Origin of the sequence: Pedobacter gandavensis (assembly GCF_032678745.1) — a bacterium.
In the GTDB taxonomy this organism is placed as follows: Bacteria; Bacteroidota; Bacteroidia; order Sphingobacteriales; family Sphingobacteriaceae; genus Pedobacter; species Pedobacter gandavensis_C.
In genome coordinates, this window is record NZ_JAVTST010000002.1 from 485,775 (window position 1) to 508,072 (window position 22,298).

The 22,298-nt window shown below is 40.0% G+C and carries 26 protein-coding genes; 8 read left to right on the plus strand and 18 right to left on the minus strand.

The window, feature by feature from the left end:
* The first annotated feature begins 1 nt into the window (after nucleotide 1).
* From dnaJ to R2S10_RS09835, 4 genes are all read left to right on the plus strand, one after another.
* Nucleotides 2-1,174: a molecular chaperone DnaJ gene (gene dnaJ, locus R2S10_RS09820; RefSeq protein ID WP_316840268.1), complete on the plus strand. Its 1,173-nt coding sequence runs from the start codon at nucleotides 2-4 to the stop codon at nucleotides 1,172-1,174.
* A gap of 138 nt (nucleotides 1,175-1,312) precedes the next feature.
* Nucleotides 1,313-2,218 (plus strand): ATP-binding cassette domain-containing protein, encoded by a 906-nt coding sequence (locus R2S10_RS09825; protein ID WP_316840269.1) that lies wholly within the window; start codon nucleotides 1,313-1,315, stop codon nucleotides 2,216-2,218.
* A gap of 4 nt (nucleotides 2,219-2,222) precedes the next feature.
* Nucleotides 2,223-3,557: an ABC transporter permease gene (locus R2S10_RS09830; RefSeq protein ID WP_316840270.1), complete on the plus strand. Its 1,335-nt coding sequence runs from the start codon at nucleotides 2,223-2,225 to the stop codon at nucleotides 3,555-3,557.
* A gap of 5 nt (nucleotides 3,558-3,562) precedes the next feature.
* Nucleotides 3,563-4,501: an exopolyphosphatase gene (locus R2S10_RS09835; RefSeq protein WP_316840271.1), complete on the plus strand. Its 939-nt coding sequence runs from the start codon at nucleotides 3,563-3,565 to the stop codon at nucleotides 4,499-4,501.
* Here R2S10_RS09835 and R2S10_RS09840 read toward each other — a convergent pair.
* The 14 genes from R2S10_RS09840 to R2S10_RS09905 form a co-directional block, all read right to left on the minus strand.
* On the minus strand, nucleotides 4,465-5,046 hold the full coding sequence (locus R2S10_RS09840) for a Maf family nucleotide pyrophosphatase (RefSeq protein ID WP_316840272.1): 582 nt from the start codon (nucleotides 5,044-5,046) through the stop codon (nucleotides 4,465-4,467). The two genes, R2S10_RS09835 and R2S10_RS09840, sit on opposite strands and share 37 nt — an antisense overlap.
* 67 nt (nucleotides 5,047-5,113) lie before the next feature.
* A complete protein-coding gene (locus R2S10_RS09845; RefSeq protein WP_316840273.1) occupies nucleotides 5,114-5,515 on the minus strand; it encodes a hypothetical protein in 402 nt (133 codons plus the stop codon).
* A 181-nt stretch (nucleotides 5,516-5,696) separates the two neighbouring features.
* Nucleotides 5,697-6,224, minus strand: a complete 528-nt coding sequence (locus R2S10_RS09850) for an HAD-IIIA family hydrolase (RefSeq protein ID WP_316840274.1) — start codon at nucleotides 6,222-6,224, stop codon at nucleotides 5,697-5,699.
* Between the two features lie 5 nt (nucleotides 6,225-6,229).
* Complete coding sequence (gene iscX, locus R2S10_RS09855) at nucleotides 6,230-6,472, minus strand: Fe-S cluster assembly protein IscX (protein ID WP_182961361.1); 243 nt, start codon at nucleotides 6,470-6,472, stop codon at nucleotides 6,230-6,232.
* A gap of 19 nt (nucleotides 6,473-6,491) precedes the next feature.
* Nucleotides 6,492-6,824 carry a 2Fe-2S iron-sulfur cluster-binding protein gene (locus R2S10_RS09860; protein WP_182961363.1) on the minus strand — a complete coding sequence of 111 codons (333 nt, stop codon included), beginning with the start codon at nucleotides 6,822-6,824 and terminating at the stop codon, nucleotides 6,492-6,494.
* 44 nt (nucleotides 6,825-6,868) lie between these two features.
* A complete protein-coding gene (locus R2S10_RS09865; RefSeq protein ID WP_316840275.1) occupies nucleotides 6,869-7,636 on the minus strand; it encodes a Rossmann-like and DUF2520 domain-containing protein in 768 nt (255 codons plus the stop codon).
* Between the two features lie 65 nt (nucleotides 7,637-7,701).
* Nucleotides 7,702-10,170 carry a heme lyase CcmF/NrfE family subunit gene (locus R2S10_RS09870; protein WP_316840276.1) on the minus strand — a complete coding sequence of 823 codons (2,469 nt, stop codon included), beginning with the start codon at nucleotides 10,168-10,170 and terminating at the stop codon, nucleotides 7,702-7,704.
* Nucleotides 10,171-10,175: 5 nt separating this feature from the next.
* Nucleotides 10,176-10,586, minus strand: a complete 411-nt coding sequence (locus R2S10_RS09875; protein WP_316840277.1) for a cytochrome c maturation protein CcmE — start codon at nucleotides 10,584-10,586, stop codon at nucleotides 10,176-10,178.
* A gap of 158 nt (nucleotides 10,587-10,744) precedes the next feature.
* A complete protein-coding gene (msrA, locus tag R2S10_RS09880) occupies nucleotides 10,745-11,419 on the minus strand; it encodes a peptide-methionine (S)-S-oxide reductase MsrA (RefSeq protein WP_316840279.1) in 675 nt (224 codons plus the stop codon).
* 149 nt (nucleotides 11,420-11,568) lie between these two features.
* On the minus strand, nucleotides 11,569-12,990 hold the full coding sequence (locus R2S10_RS09885; RefSeq protein WP_316840281.1) for a Glu/Leu/Phe/Val dehydrogenase: 1,422 nt from the start codon (nucleotides 12,988-12,990) through the stop codon (nucleotides 11,569-11,571).
* A 167-nt stretch (nucleotides 12,991-13,157) separates the two neighbouring features.
* On the minus strand, nucleotides 13,158-13,361 hold the full coding sequence (locus R2S10_RS09890; protein WP_316840282.1) for a CcmD family protein: 204 nt from the start codon (nucleotides 13,359-13,361) through the stop codon (nucleotides 13,158-13,160).
* A gap of 48 nt (nucleotides 13,362-13,409) precedes the next feature.
* Nucleotides 13,410-14,072 (minus strand): cytochrome c biogenesis protein CcsA, encoded by a 663-nt coding sequence (ccsA, locus tag R2S10_RS09895; protein ID WP_316840283.1) that lies wholly within the window; start codon nucleotides 14,070-14,072, stop codon nucleotides 13,410-13,412.
* A 140-nt stretch (nucleotides 14,073-14,212) separates the two neighbouring features.
* Entirely contained in the window at nucleotides 14,213-14,872 is a 660-nt protein-coding gene (locus R2S10_RS09900; protein ID WP_316840284.1) for a heme exporter protein CcmB, read from the minus strand.
* Between the two features lie 138 nt (nucleotides 14,873-15,010).
* Nucleotides 15,011-15,355, minus strand: coding sequence for a hypothetical protein (locus R2S10_RS09905; RefSeq protein WP_316840285.1), 345 nt, complete (start codon nucleotides 15,353-15,355; stop codon nucleotides 15,011-15,013).
* Nucleotides 15,356-15,435: 80 nt separating this feature from the next.
* On the opposite strand from R2S10_RS09905, the gene R2S10_RS09910 reads away from it, so the two are divergent.
* Both R2S10_RS09910 and R2S10_RS09915 read left to right on the plus strand, forming a co-directional pair.
* Entirely contained in the window at nucleotides 15,436-15,933 is a 498-nt protein-coding gene (locus tag R2S10_RS09910; RefSeq protein WP_316840286.1) for a methylated-DNA--[protein]-cysteine S-methyltransferase, read from the plus strand.
* An 11-nt stretch (nucleotides 15,934-15,944) separates the two neighbouring features.
* Nucleotides 15,945-16,460 (plus strand): DUF421 domain-containing protein, encoded by a 516-nt coding sequence (locus R2S10_RS09915; RefSeq protein ID WP_316840287.1) that lies wholly within the window; start codon nucleotides 15,945-15,947, stop codon nucleotides 16,458-16,460.
* Nucleotides 16,461-16,530: 70 nt separating this feature from the next.
* On the opposite strand, the gene R2S10_RS09920 is transcribed toward R2S10_RS09915, so the two are convergent.
* Genes R2S10_RS09920 through R2S10_RS09935 form a run of 4 tightly spaced genes read right to left on the minus strand, consistent with a single transcriptional unit; the run spans nucleotide 16,531 to nucleotide 18,914 of the window.
* Complete coding sequence (locus R2S10_RS09920) at nucleotides 16,531-16,950, minus strand: hypothetical protein (RefSeq protein ID WP_316840288.1); 420 nt, start codon at nucleotides 16,948-16,950, stop codon at nucleotides 16,531-16,533.
* A 7-nt stretch (nucleotides 16,951-16,957) separates the two neighbouring features.
* Complete coding sequence (gene gldC / locus R2S10_RS09925; protein ID WP_316840289.1) at nucleotides 16,958-17,293, minus strand: gliding motility protein GldC; 336 nt, start codon at nucleotides 17,291-17,293, stop codon at nucleotides 16,958-16,960.
* Entirely contained in the window at nucleotides 17,294-17,572 is a 279-nt protein-coding gene (locus tag R2S10_RS09930; RefSeq protein ID WP_316840290.1) for a hypothetical protein, read from the minus strand.
* Between the two features lie 10 nt (nucleotides 17,573-17,582).
* Nucleotides 17,583-18,914 (minus strand): DEAD/DEAH box helicase, encoded by a 1,332-nt coding sequence (locus R2S10_RS09935; protein ID WP_316840291.1) that lies wholly within the window; start codon nucleotides 18,912-18,914, stop codon nucleotides 17,583-17,585.
* 104 nt (nucleotides 18,915-19,018) lie between these two features.
* Here R2S10_RS09935 and R2S10_RS09940 point away from each other — a divergent pair, with 104 nt between their 5' ends.
* Nucleotides 19,019-20,932 carry a M1 family metallopeptidase gene (locus R2S10_RS09940; RefSeq protein WP_316840292.1) on the plus strand — a complete coding sequence of 638 codons (1,914 nt, stop codon included), beginning with the start codon at nucleotides 19,019-19,021 and terminating at the stop codon, nucleotides 20,930-20,932.
* A gap of 27 nt (nucleotides 20,933-20,959) precedes the next feature.
* The gene (locus tag R2S10_RS09945) at nucleotides 20,960-22,294 is read left to right on the plus strand and encodes a dihydroorotase (RefSeq protein ID WP_316840293.1); all 1,335 of its coding nucleotides are present in this window, start codon (nucleotides 20,960-20,962) and stop codon (nucleotides 22,292-22,294) included.
* Nucleotides 22,295-22,298 lie beyond the last annotated feature (4 nt).

Genomic DNA, 22,298 nt, shown 5'->3' on the forward strand with positions numbered 1-22,298 from the left:
TATGAGCAAGAGAGATTATTATGATGTGCTTGGCGTATCCAAGAGTTCATCTGCTGAAGAAATTAAAAAGGCTTACCGTAAGTTAGCCATTAAGTTTCACCCGGATAAAAACCCGGATGATAAATCAGCAGAGGATAAGTTTAAGGAAGCAGCTGAAGCTTATGAGATTTTAAGTAATCCAGAGAAAAAACAACGCTATGACCATTATGGACATGCGGGTGTTGGCGGTGCTTCTGGCGGCGGTGGCGGCTATGGTGGTGGCGGCATGAACATGGAAGATATCTTCAGTCAGTTTGGAGACATCTTTGGTGGTGGTGGCGGCAGCCCATTTGATAGCTTCTTTGGCGGCGGTGGTCAACAATCTCGTGGTGGCCGACGTGTAGCGAAAGGTACCAACCTGCGAATTAAAGTAAAACTTACCTTGGAAGAAATCGCCAATGGCGTAGAAAAGAAAATCAAGGTTAACAAACAAGTTAGCTGTAAAACCTGTGATGGTTCAGGTGCTAAAGACCGTAATTCGGTAAGCACTTGTCAAACCTGTGGTGGAAGTGGTGCAGTACGCAGAGTAACCAATACGATATTGGGACAAATGCAAACAACCTCTACCTGCCCTACCTGTAACGGTAGCGGTTCACAGATTACCTCTAAATGTACTTCCTGTCATGGTGAAGGTATCACTCGCGGCGAAGAAACCATTACCATCAATATCCCTGCTGGGGTAAGCGACGGTATGCAACTGAGCATGAGCGGTAAAGGTAATGCAGCACCTCAAGGTGGTATTCCAGGTGATTTAATCATCCTGATTGAAGAAATTCCTCATGAATCCCTGAAACGCGAAGGAAACAATGTCGTTTACGATTTACACGTTTCTATCGTTGATGCGGCTTTAGGTTACAGTGCGGAAGTTCCTACTATTGATGGTAAAGCAAAAATCAAAATTGAACCAGGTACTCAAAGCGGCAAACTGCTACGTTTGAAAGGCAAAGGTATCCCGGAAATCAATTCTTACCACCGTGGTGATGAGATCATCCACGTAAACATCTGGACACCAAAAGCATTAAGCTCGGAAGAAAGAAGTATGCTGGAGAAACTTAGGGAATCCCCTAACTTCAAACCTCAGCCAGGAAAAAACGACAAGAGTTTCTTTGAGAAAATGAAAGAATACTTTGACTAATGTAAATTAGTCAGCATGCTAGAAAAGCCACCTTCGGGTGGCTTTTTTTATGTCTCATTTTTATTGCACTTTAAAATATTATCTCAATAATCAGTAACATTTTAATAAGTTAGGATACTAAACTAATAAAACTAAAAGATGCTGATTATAAATAATATTGTAAAGCAGTATGCTGCTCATCGCGCTTTAGATGATGTCAGTCTACATGTAGAAAAAGGAAAAATCTTTGGCCTCCTAGGCCCAAATGGTGCAGGAAAAACCTCCCTGATCAGAATCATCACCCAAATTACCGCCCCGGATAGCGGAGAAGTAATTTTTAACGGAGAACGACTTAACGTCCAACACATCTCTCAAATCGGTTATTTGCCGGAAGAAAGAGGCCTTTATAAAAAAATGGAAATCGGCGAACAGGTTTTATACCTGGCCAAACTCAAAGGATTAAGCACTGCCGAGGCCACAAAAAGAATCAGATATTGGTTCGAAAAACTCGAAATGGCCGATTGGTGGAATAAAAAAGTAGAAGACCTAAGTAAAGGGATGCAGCAAAAAGTACAGTTTGTAGCTACGGTTTTACATAAACCAGAACTAATCATCCTGGACGAACCCTTTTCAGGCTTCGACCCTGTGAATGCAGATGTCATCAAAAACGAAATCTTAGAACTCAATAAAGAAGGTGCCACCTTCATTTTCTCTACCCACAGAATGGAATCTGTAGAAGAACTGTGCGACAACATCGCTCTGATCCACCGTTCTAAGAAAATCCTGGATGGCCCTGTTCAGGAGATTAAAGCACAATACCGCAACAATACCTACTGGCTGGAATACCAGGGCGAGTATAATTTCGAAAACGCCAAAGAGGTTTTTGAAGTGCTGGAAAACACAACCTCTCCAGAAAAAACAAGACTTAAAATCAAAATCAGAGAACATCAGACTGCCAATCAGGTATTATCGGCATTACTTCCCTATGTCTCCATCAACAGACTGGACGAGGTCATCCCAACCATGAACGATATTTTCATTGAAAAAGTAACCCAAAAAAGCTAACACCATGAACAAAATCTTACTCATTATACAAAGAGAATACTTATCAAGGGTAAAGAAAAAGTCGTTTATTGTGATGACTTTACTCACACCGGTTATCATTGCCGTTTTTTATGGTTTAATCATTTACTTCTCCATTCAAGGAGTAAAAGGCTCCCATAGCAAAGTAGCTGTACTTAATGAAAATAAAGTATTGTCTGAGCAGATCAGCTCTAATAAAAACATCACTTACACCTATGTAGATCAGTCTTTGGAGGAGATGAAAGCTTCCATTAAAAAATCAGACTATGACTATATTTTGTACATCCCTCCTTTCGATTTGAACAAACCCACTGGCATTCAACTACTAGGAACCAAACAAGCCGGCTTATCACTCAATGGAAAGATCACGGGAGATGTAGAAAACACGATCCGAAATCAGAAACTAAAAGCATCAGGTATCTCGCAAAAGGACCTGGATGGTTTAAAAACCAATGTAGATATTGACAATAAAAAGATTGGTGAAAGCGGTAAAGAAGAAGATTCCAGTGCAGGCGCCAGCACCATTATTGGCACGATTGCCGGTATCCTGATGTTCATGTTTATCATGCTTTATGGCATCCAGGTGATGCGCGGTGTCATTGAAGAAAAGACCAGCAGAATTATAGAAATCATGATTTCCTCCGTGAAACCCTTTCAATTGATGATGGGGAAAATCATCGGAATTGCCTTGGTTGGACTTACACAATTCATTTTATGGATCGTACTTACCGCCTCGATCTCTACCATTGCCGTGTCCACCCTAGTTGGAAAAGATCAGTTAAAACAAAGCAGCGGAATGACGATAAAAGCTAAAGACGGTACAGCCATCAGCACACCAGCAACTGCTGCAATTGATAGTCCGGTTTTGTCTATGCAGAAAAGCCTGGCCAGTTTACCACTTACTAAAATCATTATTGTATTTATATTCTTTTTCATTGGCGGATACCTCTTCTATAGTGCATTGTATGCAGCAATAGGTTCGGCCGTAGATAGTGAAACTGAAACCCAGCAATTTATGATGCCCGTTATGATGCCTTTATTGGTAGGTTATGCGTTGTCTTTAAGCGTAGTGGCTAATGATCCATATGGGCCTGTCGCTTTTTGGTTGTCCATGATTCCATTTACTTCACCTATTGCCATGGTAGTGCGTTTACCTTATGGGGTGCCAGATTGGCAATTGGCGCTATCAATGTTTATTTTAGTAGTCGGATTTTTAGGTACCGTTTGGTTGGCCTCCAGAATCTACAGAGTAGGAATTTTAATGTATGGCAAGAAAACCAGTCTGAAAGAAATGATCAAATGGTTTACTTATAAAAATTAATTAGCATGAGGGTTGCAGTTATAGACTTAGGCACCAACACTTTTCATTTGATCATTGCTGATCTTGATGGGCCTGAGGCGAAAGTTATTTTTAAAACCAATCTGCCAGTCAGACTTGGCGAAGGAAAAATTAATGACAATGTAATCATCCAGGAGGCTTTTGAAAGAGGCCTCCTGGCTCTTGAGCAATTCAGTCAGCTGATCCAGGAATACAATGTGTCACTGGTTAAAGCTACCGCTACCTCTGCCATTCGTAGTGCTGCCAATGGTGCAGATTTTGTCAAAGCTGCCAAAAGCTATGCAGGAATTGAGATTACAGTCATTAGTGGTGAAGAAGAAGCCGCCTATATTTTTCAGGGCGTAAGAGCCACTGGACTTATTCAGGAACGCTGTTTAATCATGGATATTGGAGGGGGAAGCACAGAGTTTATCATTTGTGATCCTAAACAAGTCTATTGGAAGAAAAGCTATAATATTGGTGCAGCAAGATTGATGCAGGCTTACTTTCATTCTGACCCCATCAATACTTCCGATAGATCTGCGATTACACAGCATCTAACCACTGAATTAGCCGATTTAAAGGAAAACCTGAACTTGTACCAGCCAAGTCATTTGATTGGCTCAGCGGGCGCATTTGAAACCTTTACAGGAATGCTATATCCAGAGCTGGATCTAAAGGCAATCAAATCACACCCGATCCCCCTTTCGGATTATCAGCAATTATCGTCAACCTTTATTGCCTCCAGTCATGCGGAAAGAGAAAAGATGCCAGGATTGATCAAATTAAGGGTGGATATGATTGTGATGGCCACCCTACTCACAGATTATATCCTGGAGCTGGGCAACCTTCATCAAATGAGTTTATCTACCTACGACCTGAAAATGGGGGTATTGGCAAGCCTGAAAGATCAGACAGACCAGTTACCTTCAGCTAAAGCCTTATAAAGGCGTTCTGTAGGTAAGCCCATTACATTGGTATAAGAACCGATGATTTTCGCAACAGCGATTAAACCGATCCAGTCTTGAATACCATAAGAACCGGCCTTATCCATAGGCTGGTAATTCTTAATGTAATATTGAATTTGCGCTGGCGTCAAGGTATTGAAAAATACTTCTGTAGTATCATAAAAGGAACGCATTTCGCCATTATGCGTTAAACTAACACCAGTATATACCTGGTGATTGGTACCTGATAATTTAGTCAGCATTTCTGTGGCATGGTGTGCATCTTCCGGTTTCCCTAGAATCTCGCCATTATAAGCAACAATGGTATCCGCAGTAATAATAATACTTCCTTTGCTGTCTTCATCAAATGCCTTTGCTTTTTTCTCTGCGATATAAACCGCGATTTCTGCTGGAAGCAGGTCTTCCGGATAAGTCTCATCCACCTCTTTCAATACGACCTTAAAATCAAGGTTCATTGCAGTCATTAGCTCTTGTCTGCGTGGAGATTTAGAGGCCAGGATAATGGGAAGTTTTTGCTGATACATAAATAATATTTGTGCAAAAATAACAAAAGCGGCCAATGGCCGCCTTTATTATTTGCAATAAAATGATTTATTGCTCCCCCCCTGCTTTGGGTCCCTGACCCATCCTATTACCTTTCATGCGTTCTTTACGCTCCGCTTTATATGTTTCGTAAGTTTTTTTCTGATCAGCAGTTAAAATTTCAGCAATCTTTGCATCTGTCTCTTCCGATAGTTTCATCATTTCTGCTCTTCTGGCCTCCTTATCAGTGTTACCAGCAGCACGGGCTTTTTCCATCGCATTCATCTGATCTAAAAATATCGCCGCAGCTTTAGTTTTCTGATCTTCGTTCAAGTTTAGTTTTTTAGACAAACCTGCTACGCTTCTTTGAACTCTTTCCTCAGGTGTCATTTTCTGACGACCTCCATCTTGTGCCTGTGCGAATGTAATTACACTGAATAACAGTCCGCAGATCATTAATAATTTCTTCATGTGATTCTATTTAATTTCTCTAAGTTCTGAGTTCAAAACACTGATCCAACACATTCGGTCCAGCATTAAAAGCCCCGTTTTTTGTAGAATTAGAGCAAAAAAAAATCACATGGTTTAATCTTTCGAATGTAACATATCTATTACAAATAAAAGAAGAAAAAGCTAAACTAATCAGGAATATTTATTTGCCGGAATCGGCAGCAGCAGGGTTTTCATCAAACCATTTACCCTGCACACGCATTACTTTCTCAATCAGTTCCCTAACCGCCGTTTTACCACCAGTATAAGGGGAGATATATTGAGAAATTGCTTTAATTTCAGAAACGGCATCTGCCGGACAAGTAGGGAGCCCTACCAGTTTCATGACCTTTAAATCTGGGATGTCATCTCCCATATAAGTCACCTCAGCCATACTCAACTGGTGTTTCTCCAGGTAATTGTTCAAGACCTGTACTTTATCAGATACGCCCAGGAAAACGGCAGTGATACCTAAACCTTCAAAACGTTTCTGCATCGCCAGGCCTTTACCGCCGGAGATGATACAAACATGGTAGCCCTTTTTTACAGCAAGCTGCAGGGCATAACCATCTTTAATATTAAATGTCCGCAAAAACTCCCCCGAATCTGAGGCCAGGATATCCCCGTTTGTCAATACACCATCCACATCAAAAATGAAGGTGGTAATCTCTTTAAGTTTTTGCAGAAACATTCGGTTTAATTTTGGTTATCTCTCCATTCATAAACCCAAGCCGACTGGATTTGCTCCAGGTGACCTTCAGAACTCTCTTCTTTGGTTCCTTTAAAATTAGGCAGAGAAAGTACCCATTCTAATAATTCAGTAAACCTGATACGGTATATTTTGGCTTCATTGAATTCATCCCCGAATTTCTCATATAATTCCTGAGCGATGTCTTCGTGGTCGTTCCAATAAATTGGTAAAGCAAATTTATCTTGCATGATGCTGTTTGTTTGTTAATTAATGGCCTAAAAATTCGGATTGGTCCGGGATAGTCACTTCGATATCTCCGCTGATCACTACACATTGGCAGCCTAATCTGGAAGTAATTCTAGGACGAACTGCACGGTCAATAAAGTCTTCTTCCTTATCGGAAATTTCCTGAATATTATCCATACCCTTAGTCACGTAAACATGACAAGTACTACATCCACAAACACCACCGCAGTTGTGTTGTAACTCTATTCCGTGATCATGGCATACATCAAGAACCGATTCTCCTCCAGCGATTGGAAGTTCGATTGGCTCTTTACCCTGCTCTTCAAAATTTATCTTTAATTTAAAAATACTCATAATTTATGTGTCAAAAATAAGCACCAAAAACGGCAATTACGTGATTAATATGTTTTTTTAATGCTTTTACTTAAAGTTTCATAGAGATCCTGGAGTTCAGGCATCCCTGTTAACAATTCTTTATGTTTAATTAATGTTTGTTCATCATTGCGGATGGCCGGACCGGTTTGTACATCGCGTGGAAAAGCATGCTGTACTTTTTCAGCGGTTTCCATAATTAAAGGCCTTAAAATCTCAAAGTCAAGCTGGTTCTTTTGCAGAATATCCTGACCGATTGCATACAAATGGTTGCTAAAATTACAGGCAAAAACTGCAGCTAAATGCAAAATCCTTCTTTGCTGAGAATTCACTTCATAAACCAGCGGACTTAAGCTCAATGCAATCTGCTTCAAAACAGCGAGTACCGCTTCATTTTTTGCCTCCAGACAAAGTGGGACCTTTGAAAAGTCCAGCGCCTTACTCCGGGAGAACGTTTGTAATGGATAAAGTACCCCGAAGTTTTTCATTGAATCTGGAAATACATTCAGATCCGTTGCACCCGAAGTATGTACTACCAAACCATTTACGTCAGCCAATACCTCCACCATTTCCGGGATCGCATCGTCCTTTACTGCAATCAGGTATAAATCAGCATCCAACAGGATCTCCGCTTTGTCGGAAATCGCCTGTGCGCCTACCTGCTCTGCCAATAAAGCAGCATGGTCTTGATTCTTACTCCATACCTGTATCAATTCCAATCCTGCTGCAACAAATGCAGTAGAAAAATGTGTGGCCACATTGCCAGAACCAATACAAACTACTTTCATTTTCATAACCAAATTAAAAGCCTGAGCATTCCAGATGAAACCATCATCGGGAATGCTCAGGCCATTTATAATTAAACTACTTTAGCTTCTTTTTGTCTTCTCAGGATCGACAATAAAAATCCGATCACCATGACTATTGTACCCGCCCAATATAAATTGATGTATGGGAATTCAATAGATTTAAATACAACCCAATCCTTAGCTTGCTGAGGTTTTTCGAAAACCTGCAACTCTACTTTCCCTTGATCAGGAAGCACCTTGGTAAACCTGAATCTCAATCCAAGCTCATCAATATTACGGGCAAAATCGAAGGTATTGTTCCCTTTTACAAGGAAAATCGGCTCAGTTTTATAAACTTTACCATTCACTTCAACTTCCAGTGGTAAACCTACTGCAAGGTCGTTCGCACCCAATACCAGGCTTTTCGCCTCCGGTTTATTGTTCAGAGCTTTAATGGTAATGATACCACTACTGGTGTGTAAAGTATCACCAACTTTTACATTTGCAATTCTTGGCGCTTTATAGTTTTCTTCCGGACTATGTCCTTCATGATCTTCATGCGTTTCCTTTTTATCTGGCGCGCTGGTGATGTGCGTATACACATCATAAGTCAGATAATGTTTGGTATCCGGAGAAGCAATCAATCCCATTTTCTCATTCGCCTGAACATGTGGATTCAATTCAAAATCTTCTTTCAGCTTACCAGTTTCTTCATCATAAACTTTAAAATTCAGTGTATAAATGGTATTTGGTGCAATCGTTGTATCTCTGGTATAAGTAACCGTGTATTTGCCCATTTTCTTAGGCTCATTTTTATACAACACGATATTCTCACCCGGCTTCTCTGCTTTCTCAAAATCCTTTACCGGAATAAAGTTAGTGGTATTAATAGAGATTGGTTTATTGGTTGCCGCAGCAACTAAAGCACCGATCAACAACAATGCAAAACCCATGTGTGCCACAGCAGCACCTACTAATTTACGCTTACCACCCAACCCTTGAGCCAGTACCCTTGCATTCGCTAGAATGGCAAATACACAGCTAAAAGTAAGCAGGATGTACATTAAATTGGTGTAAATATTGGTCAGGTATACAAAGCCCGCAGTAATGATAATTGCAAAAACAATTGAAGCGATTAGGCTGCTATAGAATTTGCGAATGTCTGTTCTCTTGTACTTCATAAACTGAGCGAAACCAGAGATCACTGTAACCAGGATGGCAAAAGGTGCCTGCCATTGGTTGTAATATTTAATCGCATCAATCGGAGGTGCAAATTTAGTTCCGAAAGCTGCATTGAATACTGGTACAGAAGTAGAGAAGATCACCTGAATACAGGCAACAGTAATCACTAAAGCGCCGATAAACATCCAGAATTCTCTGGAGTAAGTTTCTTCATCTTTATTGGTAATAGGTAATTCTTTCCATCTAAGGATCAACAATACCACAGGTATACTCAGGAACACTACATTGTATAAAATCAGGTGACCAAACATCCCAAGATCTGTAAACGAGTGAACTGAAGTTTCTCCAAGGATCCCACTTCTTGTTAAGAAAGAAGCATACAATACCAATACAAAACTGATAATCACTAAAATAATTGCAGTAAAAAACGAATGTCCAGTGTTCTTGAAAGCGATCATAACATGTACTCCTGCGATCAGCGTTAACCATGGAATGATGGATGCATTTTCTACAGGATCCCAAGCCCAGAAACCACCGAAGTTTAAGGCTTCATAAGCCCAGAAAGAGCCCATGATAATTCCGGTTCCTAAGATCATTACGGCAAATAAAGCCCATGGCATTGCAGGTTTAACCCATTCTTTATATTTCTTCTGCCATAAACCAGTTACCGCATAAGCGAAAGGAACGATCATACTGGCAAAGCCAAGGAACAATGTTGGCGGGTGAATCACCATCCAATAGTTCTGCAGCAATGGATTCAATCCTCTACCATCAGTAATAAATTTCAAATAATTTTTAAAGTTTTCAGGATCAGCGAATACAACCGGCGCCATATCTTTCAGGTTTACCGCTTCCCTCAACAGGATAAACGGTGAGCTACCGATTCTTTCTCCAAAAATCTCTACCCCTAATAACATCGAGGTTAAGAATACCTGTGAAAAAGCAACAACCGTCATCACGCCATTTTCCCATGACTTCGCTTTCCAGATCAGGATTCCTCCTAACAAAGCTTGCCAGAAAGCCCATAACCAGAAACTTCCCTCCTGTCCTTCCCAGAACGCAGAAACGATGTAATAAACAGGAAGTTCTTTAGAAGAGTGCGAATAAACGTAGTAATATTCGTTATTATGATTTAAAATCAGATAAAATAAAGTAACTCCAATTCCCAGGATACTTACCCAGTTGATTAGAAATGAAATCCGACCTATGCGTGTCCATGATCGATCTCCAAGGTCTTTATTCTTAGTAGCAAAAAAGTAAGCTATCGTAGAAAGGAGTGAAGCAGCAAATGCTAAAACAATAAAGAATTGGCCGATTTTACCGGGCAGGAGGTTCTCTCCAAAAAATTGTATATCCATTAAGATTAGTTGTATTTTATTACCTGACCGTCCGCTTTTACCTCAACAAGGTCGTTGTTGTATTTAGAAGGACATTTCATTAATATTTTTGAAGCATAAAAGGTACCATCTTTCATTTTACCGATTAAAACTAATTTTTCTGAACGTTCAAAATCTTGGGGTTTGCTGCCTTTATAAACCACCTTATTCACCATCCCTTTTTCATCTTTCATAAAGAAAGCGAAATGATTGGCATCTTTTAGCGCATCATAGTACATGCCTTTTTCTTTTTCCCAGAATCCCATCACATGGAATTCTCTAGAATCTTTGGCAGCCTCAGTAAAGGTCGAATAGTTGCTGGTACCGGCATTCAAACTGATTAAGAATCCTACACAGATGGCTATTGTGATCAAACCAATAATTGCACTTTTTCTCATGATGCTAATAAAATTTTAGATTGAACACAAAGATAAAAAATATACTTACCTAAAATCTTTTAGAGCCCTGCAATTCACTTTGATGACGATTTATTGATAGTTCTCTGACAAAAACAATGTAATTCAGGGAACAATGATCGAAAAAGAAAATATTTCCGCTATTTTAGGTAGTCAGATTTGATGATTTCCGGCATTTTCGCCCTCAGTTTCATCACTTTCGGTCCACAAACATTTTTGATATAACTATTCCCCAGATTACGCTGATAATAATCCTGATGTTCAGTCTCTGCGGGGTAAATTACTTCAAAAGGAATCAGCTCCGTTGCGATTTTTTGGCCTTTAAAATCCGTTCTTTCCAATTTGTGGATCAATGCGGAAAGCGTACGATACTCTTCTGGCGAACGAAAAAATGCAATGGACCGATATTCAGGTCCGATATCTGGACCTTGTCCATTCACTTGCGTCGGGTCATGAGCATGAAAGAAGGCTTTACAAAGTGTTTCAAAAGAAATAACAGCGGGGTCATAGTAAACCTGTACGGCTTCGGCATATCCTGTGGTTTGCGATTGCAAATCCTGGTACGTTGGATTTGGTTTTGTTCCACCAGCATAGCCACTAATGACTTTATGAACGCCTCTCAATTCCATCATCGCTTCCTGAGTTGACCAAAAGCAACCTCCAGCAAAAGTGGCCAGTTTTTCATTTCCTACTGCCGGAACCATTACTGCAAAGCCGTTTTTACTTTCCAGTTGTTGCAGCTTTTGATCAGCTGAAGAACAGCTCGCTAATAAAAGCAGCGACACCACAGCAATAAAATTTAAATACCTCATCATTTACCTCTCTTTTTCCTAAGTTACGAGAGTAAGGCAAGAAAAGATGTTGCAGATTACAAACTGCTACAGAAAAATGACAAAAATAAGGACATAAAAAAAACGAGCTGAGACAAATGCGCAGCTCGTTTTTTATAAAGATTCTCAAACGATTATGGCCAAATACCAAGGTTCATATAAGAAATCGCAATTTTATCTATTGAGCCTACAAAAGCCGCCGTTCTTAGCGTCTCAATGCCTGGCTTACTCATTAATGTTTCTCTGATCTCATGGTAAGAATGAATCATGGTATCCTCTAAACCAGAGTTCACCAATTCCAATTCTGAAGCACCTTTAACAATCATTAAGCGGTGTTCAGCAGGAATGCTTTTACCAGTTAAGCTTTCTAAAGTATTGATCAGGTTTCTATTTGAATTTTCCGCATAGCGATTCTCCATACGACCAAAAGCTACGTGAGAAAGGTTTTTCAACCACTCAAAGTAGGATACAGTTACCCCACCAGCATTACAGTACATATCAGGAATGATGATACCACCCATTTCCGTGAAAATCGCTTCAGCTTCAGGAGTACAAGGACCATTCGCACCTTCAGCGATGATTTTCGCCTGAATGTTTCTGATATTGTCTGAAGTGATCACATTCTCAAGCGCTGCAGGAACCAGAATATCACATGGTTGCTCCAAACCTTCCATAGAGTTTTTAAACTCTTTAGCACCTGGGAAACCTAAGATAGATCCTGTTAATTTACGGTGTGCAAACACTTCATCAATGTTCAATCCATTCTCATTGTAGATGGCACCTTCAAATTCGCAAAGACCAACAATCGTAGCACCAAATTCAGCTAAAAATTTAGCAGAGTGGTAACCTACATTTCCTAAACCTTGAACGATCACTCTTTTATCACCTAAACCAGCTTTAAAGCCAATTTTAGCCATATCTTCTGCTACCGTCACACATTCTCTGATGGCGTAAGCTACACCACGACCAGTCGCTTCTTTACGTCCGCGAATACCATGTAAAGCAATTGGCTTTCCGGTAACACAACCCAAAGCATCTAGCTGACCTGGGTTCATGGTCATATAAGTATCTGCGATCCAACTCATTTCACGCTCACCTGATCCGTAATCCGGAGCAGGAACGTCAATACCAGGACCGATAAAGTTCTTTTTGATTAATTCTGTGGTATAACGGCGGGTGATGTTCTCCAGCTCTCCCACGGTATAGTTTTTAGGCGTAATTTTAATCCCACCTTTAGCACCACCGAAAGGAACATTTACAATCGCACATTTGTACGTCATTAATGCCGCTAAAGCCATTACCTCATCTTCATTTACCATCTCACTGTAACGAATACCGCCTTTGGTAGGACTCATGTGATGAGAATGCTCCACGCGCCATGCATCGATTACTTCAAAACCATTTCCTCTACGGATAGGAAATTGAAAACGGTACACACTGTTACAAGCTTTAATTTGGGTTAACAGACCTTCTGGATGGGAAGTAAATTGTGCCGCACTGTCAAAGTTTTTGCATACATCTGCAAAAAAATTTGTGTCGTTTGCTGTATTAGCCATTCTTTGTTTTTTATGAATTGAATATAAGTTCTTATACTAATTACCTGCAAAATTGCAGTAAAAAATACCATTTATGCAAATGGTAAATTACTTAGTGTAAGGCACACACTACATCAAAACAAGCGCCAAAACAGGGCTTAAACGATTTAAAATAACTTTTAAGCCGATTATTTCTTTTCTAACTTTTTTAATCTTTTTTCTATAGTAAACAGAAAGAAAAGCAAGCCAAGCAGAATTACCAATACACAAGCTACTACAACGTATATTTTATCAGAAGCATAAAGGCTATCACTGATCGAAGAACCGGTTCCCTGTGCAAACAATTGCAGCGTTAATAGGAACATTAAAAAGGTGGCTGTAAATTTTTTCATTAGAATATCTTTTGATGATTAAAGGTTATGAAATGATCATTCCCTATTTTATTTGGAGCGTTTATTTCTTTCTAAATCGCGGAGTCTGTACAAGAGATTGTAAATCCAGCAACCGATCAGAATCCAACCCAAACAAGCCGGATAAAACACCATTCTCATGCGGCTATCTAAATCGTAGGCATTGAAACCTGGATTACCACCATTGCCCGGATGTAATGAATCCGACAAACGAGGCAGTACGAATAGTAAGACCACCATAATTGGAAAGGCGAAAATATTATAAATCGCAGAGATCTTTGCTCTCTTTTGCTCTTCATCAATTGCATTACGAAGTACCAGATAAGCGAAATAAAGTAAAATGGCAATTGCAGCGAAGTTTTGTTTTACGTCAAAACTCCAGGCTTGTCCCCAGGTAAATTTAGCCCATATAGCGCCAGTTACAATACCTAAAAGTCCAAATATCACCCCTGCATTCACACTTTCTACGGCTTTAATATCATCCGTAGGATCATTACTTCTCAAAGATTTAATGCTGTAAAAAACTGAAATACTGAATAATACAATCATGCCAAACCACATCGGCACATGAAAATAAAGATTTCGGATACTCTCCCGAATAATTGGCAACTCAGGAGTTTTCATTAGAAAACCAGCAACGGTTGAATAAATCACCAATATTGCACCTAATACTTTCCACCAGTTCTTATACATTGACATTAAAATTTGATCTCTTTAACTCTGTTAATCGGCAAATGTAGCGAGAAAATTTGCTACTTCCGTTATATATCAGCCGATAAACAGCGGCCTTTCCGGCTTAAAGTACAGTAAATGACATGGGACTTACTAAAAAGTTAATCTCTCCAGAGGTATGGAAATAATAAGACCGATACCGACATCACCAAGGCGTTAATAATCAGCAACAAGCCAATTTCGTCCATACTCACACTTCGGTCTAAACCATCCATCGCATTTTTAGTGAGTTTAATCAGTACCACCAGTACCGGAATGATAATCGGAAAACTCAAAATCGCCATCAACATCCCACCGTTTCCAGCTTTGGAAGCAATTGCAGAAACCATCGTAAAAATCGTGGAAAAGCTTAAACTACCCAATATAGCTGCCAACAGGTACAAACCTAAATCCTCCGGACCAAAATCAAAAACCAGGATATAAAAGCCCAATGCAATTACGGTAAGCACCATCATCAGCAATGCATTATAAATCGTTTTGGAAATAATCAATGCCAAAGGACTGGCAATCGTATAGATATACACCTGCCTACCCCTACTCTCTTGTAGAAAACTTTTTGATACAGCATTGATGGAGGCAAACAGCATGATGATCCAGAATAAAGCATTTAAAGTGACCTTATCTGTACTCACAAAAGATAAAAAGCAGACAAATACCGTAGAGACAACGTATAAAAGCACTCCGTTTAATGCGTATTTGGAACGCCACTCTAACAATAATTCCTTTTTTATTAAATGTTTGATCTGTTCTGCTAAATTCATCCGGTCGCAAAGATAATTCTTAATCGTTCTATTTGCTAATGAGCAGGGTAATTTAGTTAAAACCAACAACAGAGGCCCAGAAAAGAGTCTTAGCATCAGCAATTGTTTACTGAAGTAATCCAGAAAAACGAACAACACTTACACCTGATAAGTAATGTACTTTTGAAAATTTCTTCCTTTCAAAAGAAAGATAAAATGAAGGCCACATTGAGGAATGCCCCAGGTGCTGAGGTAACTGGTAATTGACTCATCCAGTCGGTCTATAAATTTCAAACAATAATGCTCAAAATTATGGTCTATAAATTTGTACTGATATTCCGGACTAAAATGATTCAGATTAATGCGGAGATTGCCATTGCTCAAAATGATCAACAAATGATGTCCAGTCATTGCACGCATAATATGTGGGTTCTTCTTCACCCATCTGGCCATACTTCTATTGAAGTCCAGCTCGTCGATATCAACAAATTCTTGCGCTTCCATTTTATAAATCAGGACAATACTAGCAAAAAAAACTAAAGCCTTAAAATTTTCTACATTTGAATTGCAAAAATCACCTAAGTATGATTATGACCACTATCTATTGCAGTATTTTACAAAGCCCAATTGGCCCGCTTTATATATTTGCCAATGAGGAATCAGTAATCAAAGTCACTTTCAAGGAAAGCGACACACAGGACCTTTCGGAAAATAACATCAGTAAACTTGCAGCTACACAGCTAAATGACTATTTTGAAGGAAAGTTAAAAAACTTCACTTTGCCCCTAAAACAACCTGGAACCGACTTCCAACAAGGGGTATGGACCGCCTTGCAAACCATTGAATATGGCGATACCTGCTCCTATTTGGAATTCTCAAAGCAACAAAACAACGTATTGGCCATTCGAGCCATCGCCGCAGCGAATGGAAAAAATAACCTGGCTATTATTATACCGTGTCACAGGGTGATTGGTAGTAATGGCAAACTAGTGGGCTACGCCGGAGAGTTATGGCGTAAAAAATGGCTACTAGACCATGAACGGGCAATTAGTAAAAAGGGACAAATGACGCTGAATCTATAAACTACAAACCTATGAACGAGTATCTGAACATCATTCTGAGAAGTCTCGCCGTTTACGCCTTTATGTTGGTGGCCATTCGTTTAACTGGTAAAAAGGAGCTTTCACAGCTCAACACCACCGATGTAGTACTGATTTTACTGATCAGTAATGCGGTTCAAAATGCAATGGTAGGCAACAACACGAGCCTATTAGGCGGCTTAGTTGCTGCAGCTGTTCTTTTTGCACTGAATTTTGGGCTAAAAAAGCTGATGTATAAAAGCAAAAAAATCAGAGAGATACTTTCCGAGAAACCGGAAATCCTAATTCATAATGGCAAACTAGATTTTGAGAAACTCGCCAAACTAGACATTACCGATGATGAATTGAGAGAGGCCATGAGGGAACACGGCGTAGAAAAATTTAAAGAAGTGAAACTTGCCATTTTTGAAGTGGATGGAAACATCAGTATCATTAGCGGCACAGATAGCCTGAAACAAACACATTACAAACGAAAAAGAAAACAAAAGGCGCTTGGTGGATTGAACTGAATATCAAGCCAAAAAAAATGAGCTGATCGGAATGGATCAGCTCATTTATATTTTATAAGGTTAATAAAGGCTATTTCACAACATCTGGTGTACCAGCTTGCTGCAATACCACTCTTGGTCTCCTAACTGTGATCAACACTGCGGCACCCGCCAGGATCACAAACCAACCCCATTTCAGTTTCACCATTCCTGAAGCCACACTCACCAGCTTTTTGAAATGAAGAAAGCCAAAAGAATCGTTGACTTTAAAATAAATACCGACCAGCGAAATCGCAACTAATGCAATCCCTGCCCAACCAGCAAACTTAATCAAGCCTACTTTATTAGTAAAAGAACCCAATAAAGCCACAAGTACCACCACATAAAAAGTGATCGCTAAAGTAGTGTCGATATCAAAATAGTTCCAGTTTCCAATGATTGGTAAGCGCATCAACGGACATAATCCACCAACAGCCATAACTGCTGCACCAATAACTCCCTGAATTTTCATCCTGATTTTATTGTTGCGTGTTAATTCCCATTTTGTCTGCAAAATGCGCGCAATAATCGCGTAAATCTTCAACAATTAGTTTCTCTCCGGTAGCTTTTAGGAAGCTATCTCCCATCGTTTGTAAAGTTTCATAAAAGAATCTTTTCATCTCATCTACAGGCATGTCTTTAGTCCATAGATCGATGCGCATAGAGTTTTTATAATTATGGTCCCACAGTGCCAACATCATCGATTTCACAGGCACCTGCTCTTTATTAGCTGAATCTGTAGATTCCCAAAGGATATTTTCAGGTACATTGTTGTCGTCTAACTCAACGGTAATTTTAATTTCTGCTTGTTTCATTTAATTTATGCTGACTTTTATAATAATAAATAAGAGGATGGTAAAAAGAATCACGGTACACTCCACAATCCAGATCTTTTTCAGTTCAGGAATAAACTTCCTGAAAATCTGATCGGACACGAAAGCAATCACCACAATCAACAGACTAAAACCAATCAGGATTGGATATAGATTGATTACGTGTGCATTTACTGGCTGTCTTTTTTCAAATAACATCACTACTGCTATCGTTAAAAAGACAGCTGAAATGATATTAAGTGGTGTCAGTTTTACTTTCAATTCCCTTGTTTTACTTTTTGTTTTTGAATTTCTTTGACTTCCAGGCAGGAGTTTTATTTTTCATTTTCTCTCTTTCTGAAGCTGCAATCGCTGCCGCGTGTTTCTTCTCATGGAAAGCTCCTTTAAAATCAGGATCATCCTTACGTTTCTGGTCATCAATTGCTCTTGCGATTGCCTGACGTTCTTCATATGGCGTCTCTTCCACAAAAACTTCTTCCGGCAAAGGTAGCACAGGAATCTGTTGTCTGATCAATTTCTCTATTTTCTCAATGTAATATTTTTCAGAAGGCGTAGCAAAAGTTAAGGCATCCCCCTTAGCATAAGCCCTACCAGTACGACCAATACGGTGTACATAATCTTCAATAATAATTGGTACATCGAAATTGATTACATGACTCACCTCAGAAACATCAATTCCTCTGGAAGCCACATCTGTAGCCACCAACACCCTGATATTTCCTTCTTTAAAGCTGTTAATCGAGTTGATCCTGGTATTCTGCCCCTTATTGGCATGGATTACCCTTACTGCATCTTCACCAAACCTACGCACGATGAAGCTAAATATATTGTCGGCAACCGTCTTCGTTTTACAGAAAATGATCAGTCTTTTAAACTCCTCATCATTTTTCAACAGGTGCTGTAATAAATTGATCTTCGTTTTGAAATTGGGAACTTCATACAGCTTCTGCGTAACAGTTGCAGCAGGTGTAGCCTGTAAGCCCACTTCAATAATCGTTGGGTGTTTCAGGAAGTCACCAGCAATTTTCTGTACCAGGTCACTCATCGTAGCAGAGAACAATAAATTCTGACGACGGCGAGGCACCACTTCTAAAATACGGTGGATAGAGCCAATGAAACCCATATCCATCATTTTATCCGCTTCATCCAACACCAAAAACTTCATATACTGCGTATTGATGTGTCCGGCTAAATAGATGTCTAAAAATCTTCCAGGAGTAGCCACAATGATGTCTACACCCGCTTTAATTTGTTCGATTTGTGTTTTTGGACCGATACCCCCGAAAACTACTACGGTACGTAAGTCTGTATATTTAGAGAAAATTTTGACGTGTTCAGTGATTTGCATGGCCAACTCTCTGGTTGGTGCAAGAATCAATGCTCTTGGCGCAACGCCTTGAGCGTATTTCAATTGCATCAGAATCGGCAAAACATACGCCGCTGTTTTTCCGGTTCCAGTCTCGGCAATACCGAATATATCCTGTCCTGATAAAACAGGTGCAATTGCTTTTTCTTGTATAGGTGTGGCAACAGTAAACCCTGCATCAGCTACAGCATTTAAAATCTGTCGATTAAGGTTAAACTCTTCAAATGTTTTGGGCATTTTGCAAAGATACTATTATTTATAGGATCAACAGCTCAACGTATTATTTATGATGGCGATTGTTTTAAAAAATCATAAATACTGTACTTTTATAAGTATAACGAATGAACCACATGCAAAAACAACAATACAGATGGTTAAAGGCAACAATTTCCGCTGCCTTCCTGTTCCTGCTCAGCGGAGCTACAAACGTTTATGCCCAGGATTTATACCTGCCAAGAAATATAAAAATGGCTTATGAAAAAGGAAGCCGCTCTAAAGATGGGAAACCTGGAAAACAATACTGGCAGAATAAGGGGAAGTACGACATGACCATCAGTGTAGACCCAAACAGTAAAATTGTAAGCGGTTCAGAAACCATTAAATACAGTAATAACAGTCCGGATACTCTGAATCAAATTGCCATTCGGTTTGTCAACAACCTCCATAAACCTACCGCTCCTCGTGCCAATGCGGTAAACAAAGACTTTTTAACTGAAGGGCTGACCATCAGCGCGCTTCAAATTGACCAGCAAAAATATGAAGTAAAAACAGATAACTGGGGAACAGTAGAATTGATTACACTCAAAAAACCACTATCCCCCGGACAAACGGCCGAACTGAACATCAGCTGGTCCTACCCTTTATCTAAAGAAAGCGGCAGAGAAGGTCAGCTGGATCCCAATACATTTTTTGTGGCCTATGCCTTTCCAAGGGTTTCCGTATATGATGATTACAATGGCTGGGACCTGATTCCCCATACCGACAGAACCGAATTTTACAATGACTTTAATGATTACAAGCTTACTGTCAAAGCGCCAAAAAACTATGTGGTCTGGGCTACCGGCGATTTTCAAAATCCGGATGAAGTACTGCAACCTATCTTTGCAGAGCGACTAAAAAAATCTTATACCAGCGATGCGATTGCCCCAATTGCGAATGCAGAAGAAATGACGAAAGGCCTAGTGACCCAGCAAAACGACTGGAACAGCTGGGTATTTACAGCAGATCACATCACAGACATGACCTTTGCATTGAGCAACCATTATTTATGGGATGGCGGTAGCGTCATTGTAGATCAGAAAACTGGTAGAAGAGCCAGTGCGCAGGCAGCTTACAATGCTAAGGCCAGCGATTTCCCACATGCAGTAGACTGGACCAAACAATCTTTGTCCTGGTTTTCCAACAACTGGCCCGGGATAGCCTATCCTTTTTCAAAAATGACCGCTGTTCAGGGCTTCGCGGATATGGAATATCCGATGATGATCAACGACTCTACCACTCCTGACCTCGAGTTCTCTCAATTTGTATTGAACCACGAAGTCGCACATACTTATTTCCCTTTTTACATGGGAACCAATGAAACCCGTTATGCACATATGGATGAAGGTTGGGCCACCACTTTGGAATACCTGATCTCCAGCGCACAACTAGGAAAAGAGAAAGCAGATGAGAACTTCAAAACATTCCGAACAAACCCCTGGATCAGTGACGCTTCTACAGAAGAAGATCAGCCAATCATCAGCCTTTCTACACAAGTGTCCGGTCCCGGTTACGGCAATAATGCTTACGTAAAACCTGCACTGGCCTACCTGGCCTTAAAAGATATGTTAGGTGATGTCGCTTTTAAGAAATACCTGCATGCCTACATGGAGCGTTGGAATGGTAAACATCCTATTCCATGGGATTTCTTTTACACCTTTAACAACGTATCCGGACAAAACCTGAACTGGTACTGGAATAACTGGTTTTTTAGCAATAATTACATTGACCTCGCTATTAAATCATTGTCCAATAAAGGACTTGTTTACCAGGTTAAACTTGATAACATTGGTGGTTTCGCCGTCCCTTTTGATATAAAATTGAAATATAAAGATGGTACAACAGGCATATTTCACCAGAGCGCTGCCCTATGGAAAGCCAATCAAAAAACGACCACCATCACCTTAAATGCAAAACAGGCAGTGACCGAAATCCTGGTTGATGGAGGGATATTTGTTGATGCGAACCCTGCAGATAACATCTGGAAGGGCAAATAACAATTTTTTTTATTTAAGTTTGAAGGCATGAACACCATTCTGATAAAAGCGGCCTCAGTGGTAAACGAAGGCCAAATCTTTGTTGCTGACGTACTAATTAAAGAGGGATTTATTGTGAAAATTGCGCCGAATATCCAAGCGGAGGGCGCAAAAGAAATCAATGCAGAGGGCTTGCACCTCTTCCCTGGAATGATCGATGATCAAGTACACTTTAGAGAACCCGGACTAACGGATAAAGCAGATATATTTTCTGAAAGTATGGCTGCCGTTGCCGGTGGGATCACCTCCTTCATGGAGATGCCCAACACGGTTCCCAATACACTAAGTCAGCAATTACTGGCCGATAAATACAAAATTGCCTCAGAAGTTTCTTTAGCGAATTACTCCTTTTTCATGGGCGCATCCAACAATAACCTGGATGAAGTATTGAAAACTGACCCTAAAAACGTTTGTGGAATTAAAGTATTCATGGGCTCTTCTACCGGAAATATGTTGGTAGACAATGAGACCGTTCTGGAGAACATTTTCAAAGATGCACCCATGTTGGTGGCTACACATTGTGAAGATGAAAAGACCATCAGAGAAAACATGGCGCGTTACAAAACACAGTATGGCGATAATATCACCATTGACATGCACCCATTGATCAGAAGCGCAGAAGCTTGTTATATTTCTTCCTCTATGGCAGTGGAACTGGCTAAAAAACACCAGACCCGTTTACACATTCTCCACATTTCTACCGCTAAAGAAGTCGCATTATTTGACAACATCACGCCATTAAAAGATAAAAGAATCACCGCAGAAGCCTGTGTCCATCACCTATGGTTTGACGATAGAGATTATGCTACAAAAGGCAACTGGATCAAATGGAATCCAGCTGTAAAAACAGAACAGGACAAAGATGCGATCTTAAAAGGCGTATTGGATGGCCATATAGACATCATTGCAACAGACCATGCCCCACATACCATTGCCGAAAAAGAGCAACCTTACCTGCAAGCCCCTTCTGGTGGCCCATTGGTACAACATGCCCTTTCTGCATTATTGGAAATGTACCATCAAAAGAAAATCACACTAGAGCAGATTGCAGAAAAAACAGCTCATAACGTGGCTACTTGTTTCCAGGTGGATAGAAGAGGTTTTATTAGAGAAGGTTACTGGGCAGATTTAGTACTAGTAAACCTGAATGATCCTGTTAAAGTAACCAGAGCAAACCTTTGGTACAAATGCGGATGGTCGCCTTTCGAAGGACAAACCTTCCAGTCGGAAATCACACATACCTTCATCTCTGGAAACCTGGCTTATCAAAAAGGTAGCTTTATGACCAATGAAAAAGGAAAAAGACTGGCCTTTAATAGATAATGAG

Coding starts and splice junctions, on each gene's coding strand:
- R2S10_RS09915 (WP_316840287.1), top strand. CDS start 15,945: ATGAACGAGTATCTGAACATCATTCTGAGAAGTCTCGCCGTTTACGCC.
- R2S10_RS09875 (WP_316840277.1), bottom strand. CDS start 10,586: ATGAGAAAAAGTGCAATTATTGGTTTGATCACAATAGCCATCTGTGTA.
- R2S10_RS09935 (WP_316840291.1), bottom strand. CDS start 18,914: ATGCCCAAAACATTTGAAGAGTTTAACCTTAATCGACAGATTTTAAAT.
- R2S10_RS09920 (WP_316840288.1), bottom strand. CDS start 16,950: ATGAAAATTCAGGGAGTTATTGGTGCAGCAGTTATGGCTGTTGGTGGA.
- R2S10_RS09860 (WP_182961363.1), bottom strand. CDS start 6,824: ATGAGTATTTTTAAATTAAAGATAAATTTTGAAGAGCAGGGTAAAGAG.
- R2S10_RS09945 (WP_316840293.1), top strand. CDS start 20,960: ATGAACACCATTCTGATAAAAGCGGCCTCAGTGGTAAACGAAGGCCAA.
- R2S10_RS09835 (WP_316840271.1), top strand. CDS start 3,563: ATGAGGGTTGCAGTTATAGACTTAGGCACCAACACTTTTCATTTGATC.
- R2S10_RS09885 (WP_316840281.1), bottom strand. CDS start 12,990: ATGGCTAATACAGCAAACGACACAAATTTTTTTGCAGATGTATGCAAA.
- R2S10_RS09850 (WP_316840274.1), bottom strand. CDS start 6,224: ATGTTTCTGCAAAAACTTAAAGAGATTACCACCTTCATTTTTGATGTG.
- R2S10_RS09890 (WP_316840282.1), bottom strand. CDS start 13,361: ATGAAAAAATTTACAGCCACCTTTTTAATGTTCCTATTAACGCTGCAA.
- R2S10_RS09830 (WP_316840270.1), top strand. CDS start 2,223: ATGAACAAAATCTTACTCATTATACAAAGAGAATACTTATCAAGGGTA.
- R2S10_RS09910 (WP_316840286.1), top strand. CDS start 15,436: ATGATTATGACCACTATCTATTGCAGTATTTTACAAAGCCCAATTGGC.
- R2S10_RS09900 (WP_316840284.1), bottom strand. CDS start 14,872: ATGAATTTAGCAGAACAGATCAAACATTTAATAAAAAAGGAATTATTG.
- msrA (WP_316840279.1), bottom strand. CDS start 11,419: ATGATGAGGTATTTAAATTTTATTGCTGTGGTGTCGCTGCTTTTATTA.
- iscX (WP_182961361.1), bottom strand. CDS start 6,472: ATGCAAGATAAATTTGCTTTACCAATTTATTGGAACGACCACGAAGAC.
- R2S10_RS09840 (WP_316840272.1), bottom strand. CDS start 5,046: ATGTATCAGCAAAAACTTCCCATTATCCTGGCCTCTAAATCTCCACGC.
- R2S10_RS09865 (WP_316840275.1), bottom strand. CDS start 7,636: ATGAAAATGAAAGTAGTTTGTATTGGTTCTGGCAATGTGGCCACACAT.
- dnaJ (WP_316840268.1), top strand. CDS start 2: ATGAGCAAGAGAGATTATTATGATGTGCTTGGCGTATCCAAGAGTTCA.
- R2S10_RS09870 (WP_316840276.1), bottom strand. CDS start 10,170: ATGGATATACAATTTTTTGGAGAGAACCTCCTGCCCGGTAAAATCGGC.
- R2S10_RS09905 (WP_316840285.1), bottom strand. CDS start 15,355: ATGGAAGCGCAAGAATTTGTTGATATCGACGAGCTGGACTTCAATAGA.
- gldC (WP_316840289.1), bottom strand. CDS start 17,293: ATGAAACAAGCAGAAATTAAAATTACCGTTGAGTTAGACGACAACAAT.
- R2S10_RS09940 (WP_316840292.1), top strand. CDS start 19,019: ATGAACCACATGCAAAAACAACAATACAGATGGTTAAAGGCAACAATT.
- ccsA (WP_316840283.1), bottom strand. CDS start 14,072: ATGTATAAGAACTGGTGGAAAGTATTAGGTGCAATATTGGTGATTTAT.
- R2S10_RS09825 (WP_316840269.1), top strand. CDS start 1,313: ATGCTGATTATAAATAATATTGTAAAGCAGTATGCTGCTCATCGCGCT.
- R2S10_RS09845 (WP_316840273.1), bottom strand. CDS start 5,515: ATGAAGAAATTATTAATGATCTGCGGACTGTTATTCAGTGTAATTACA.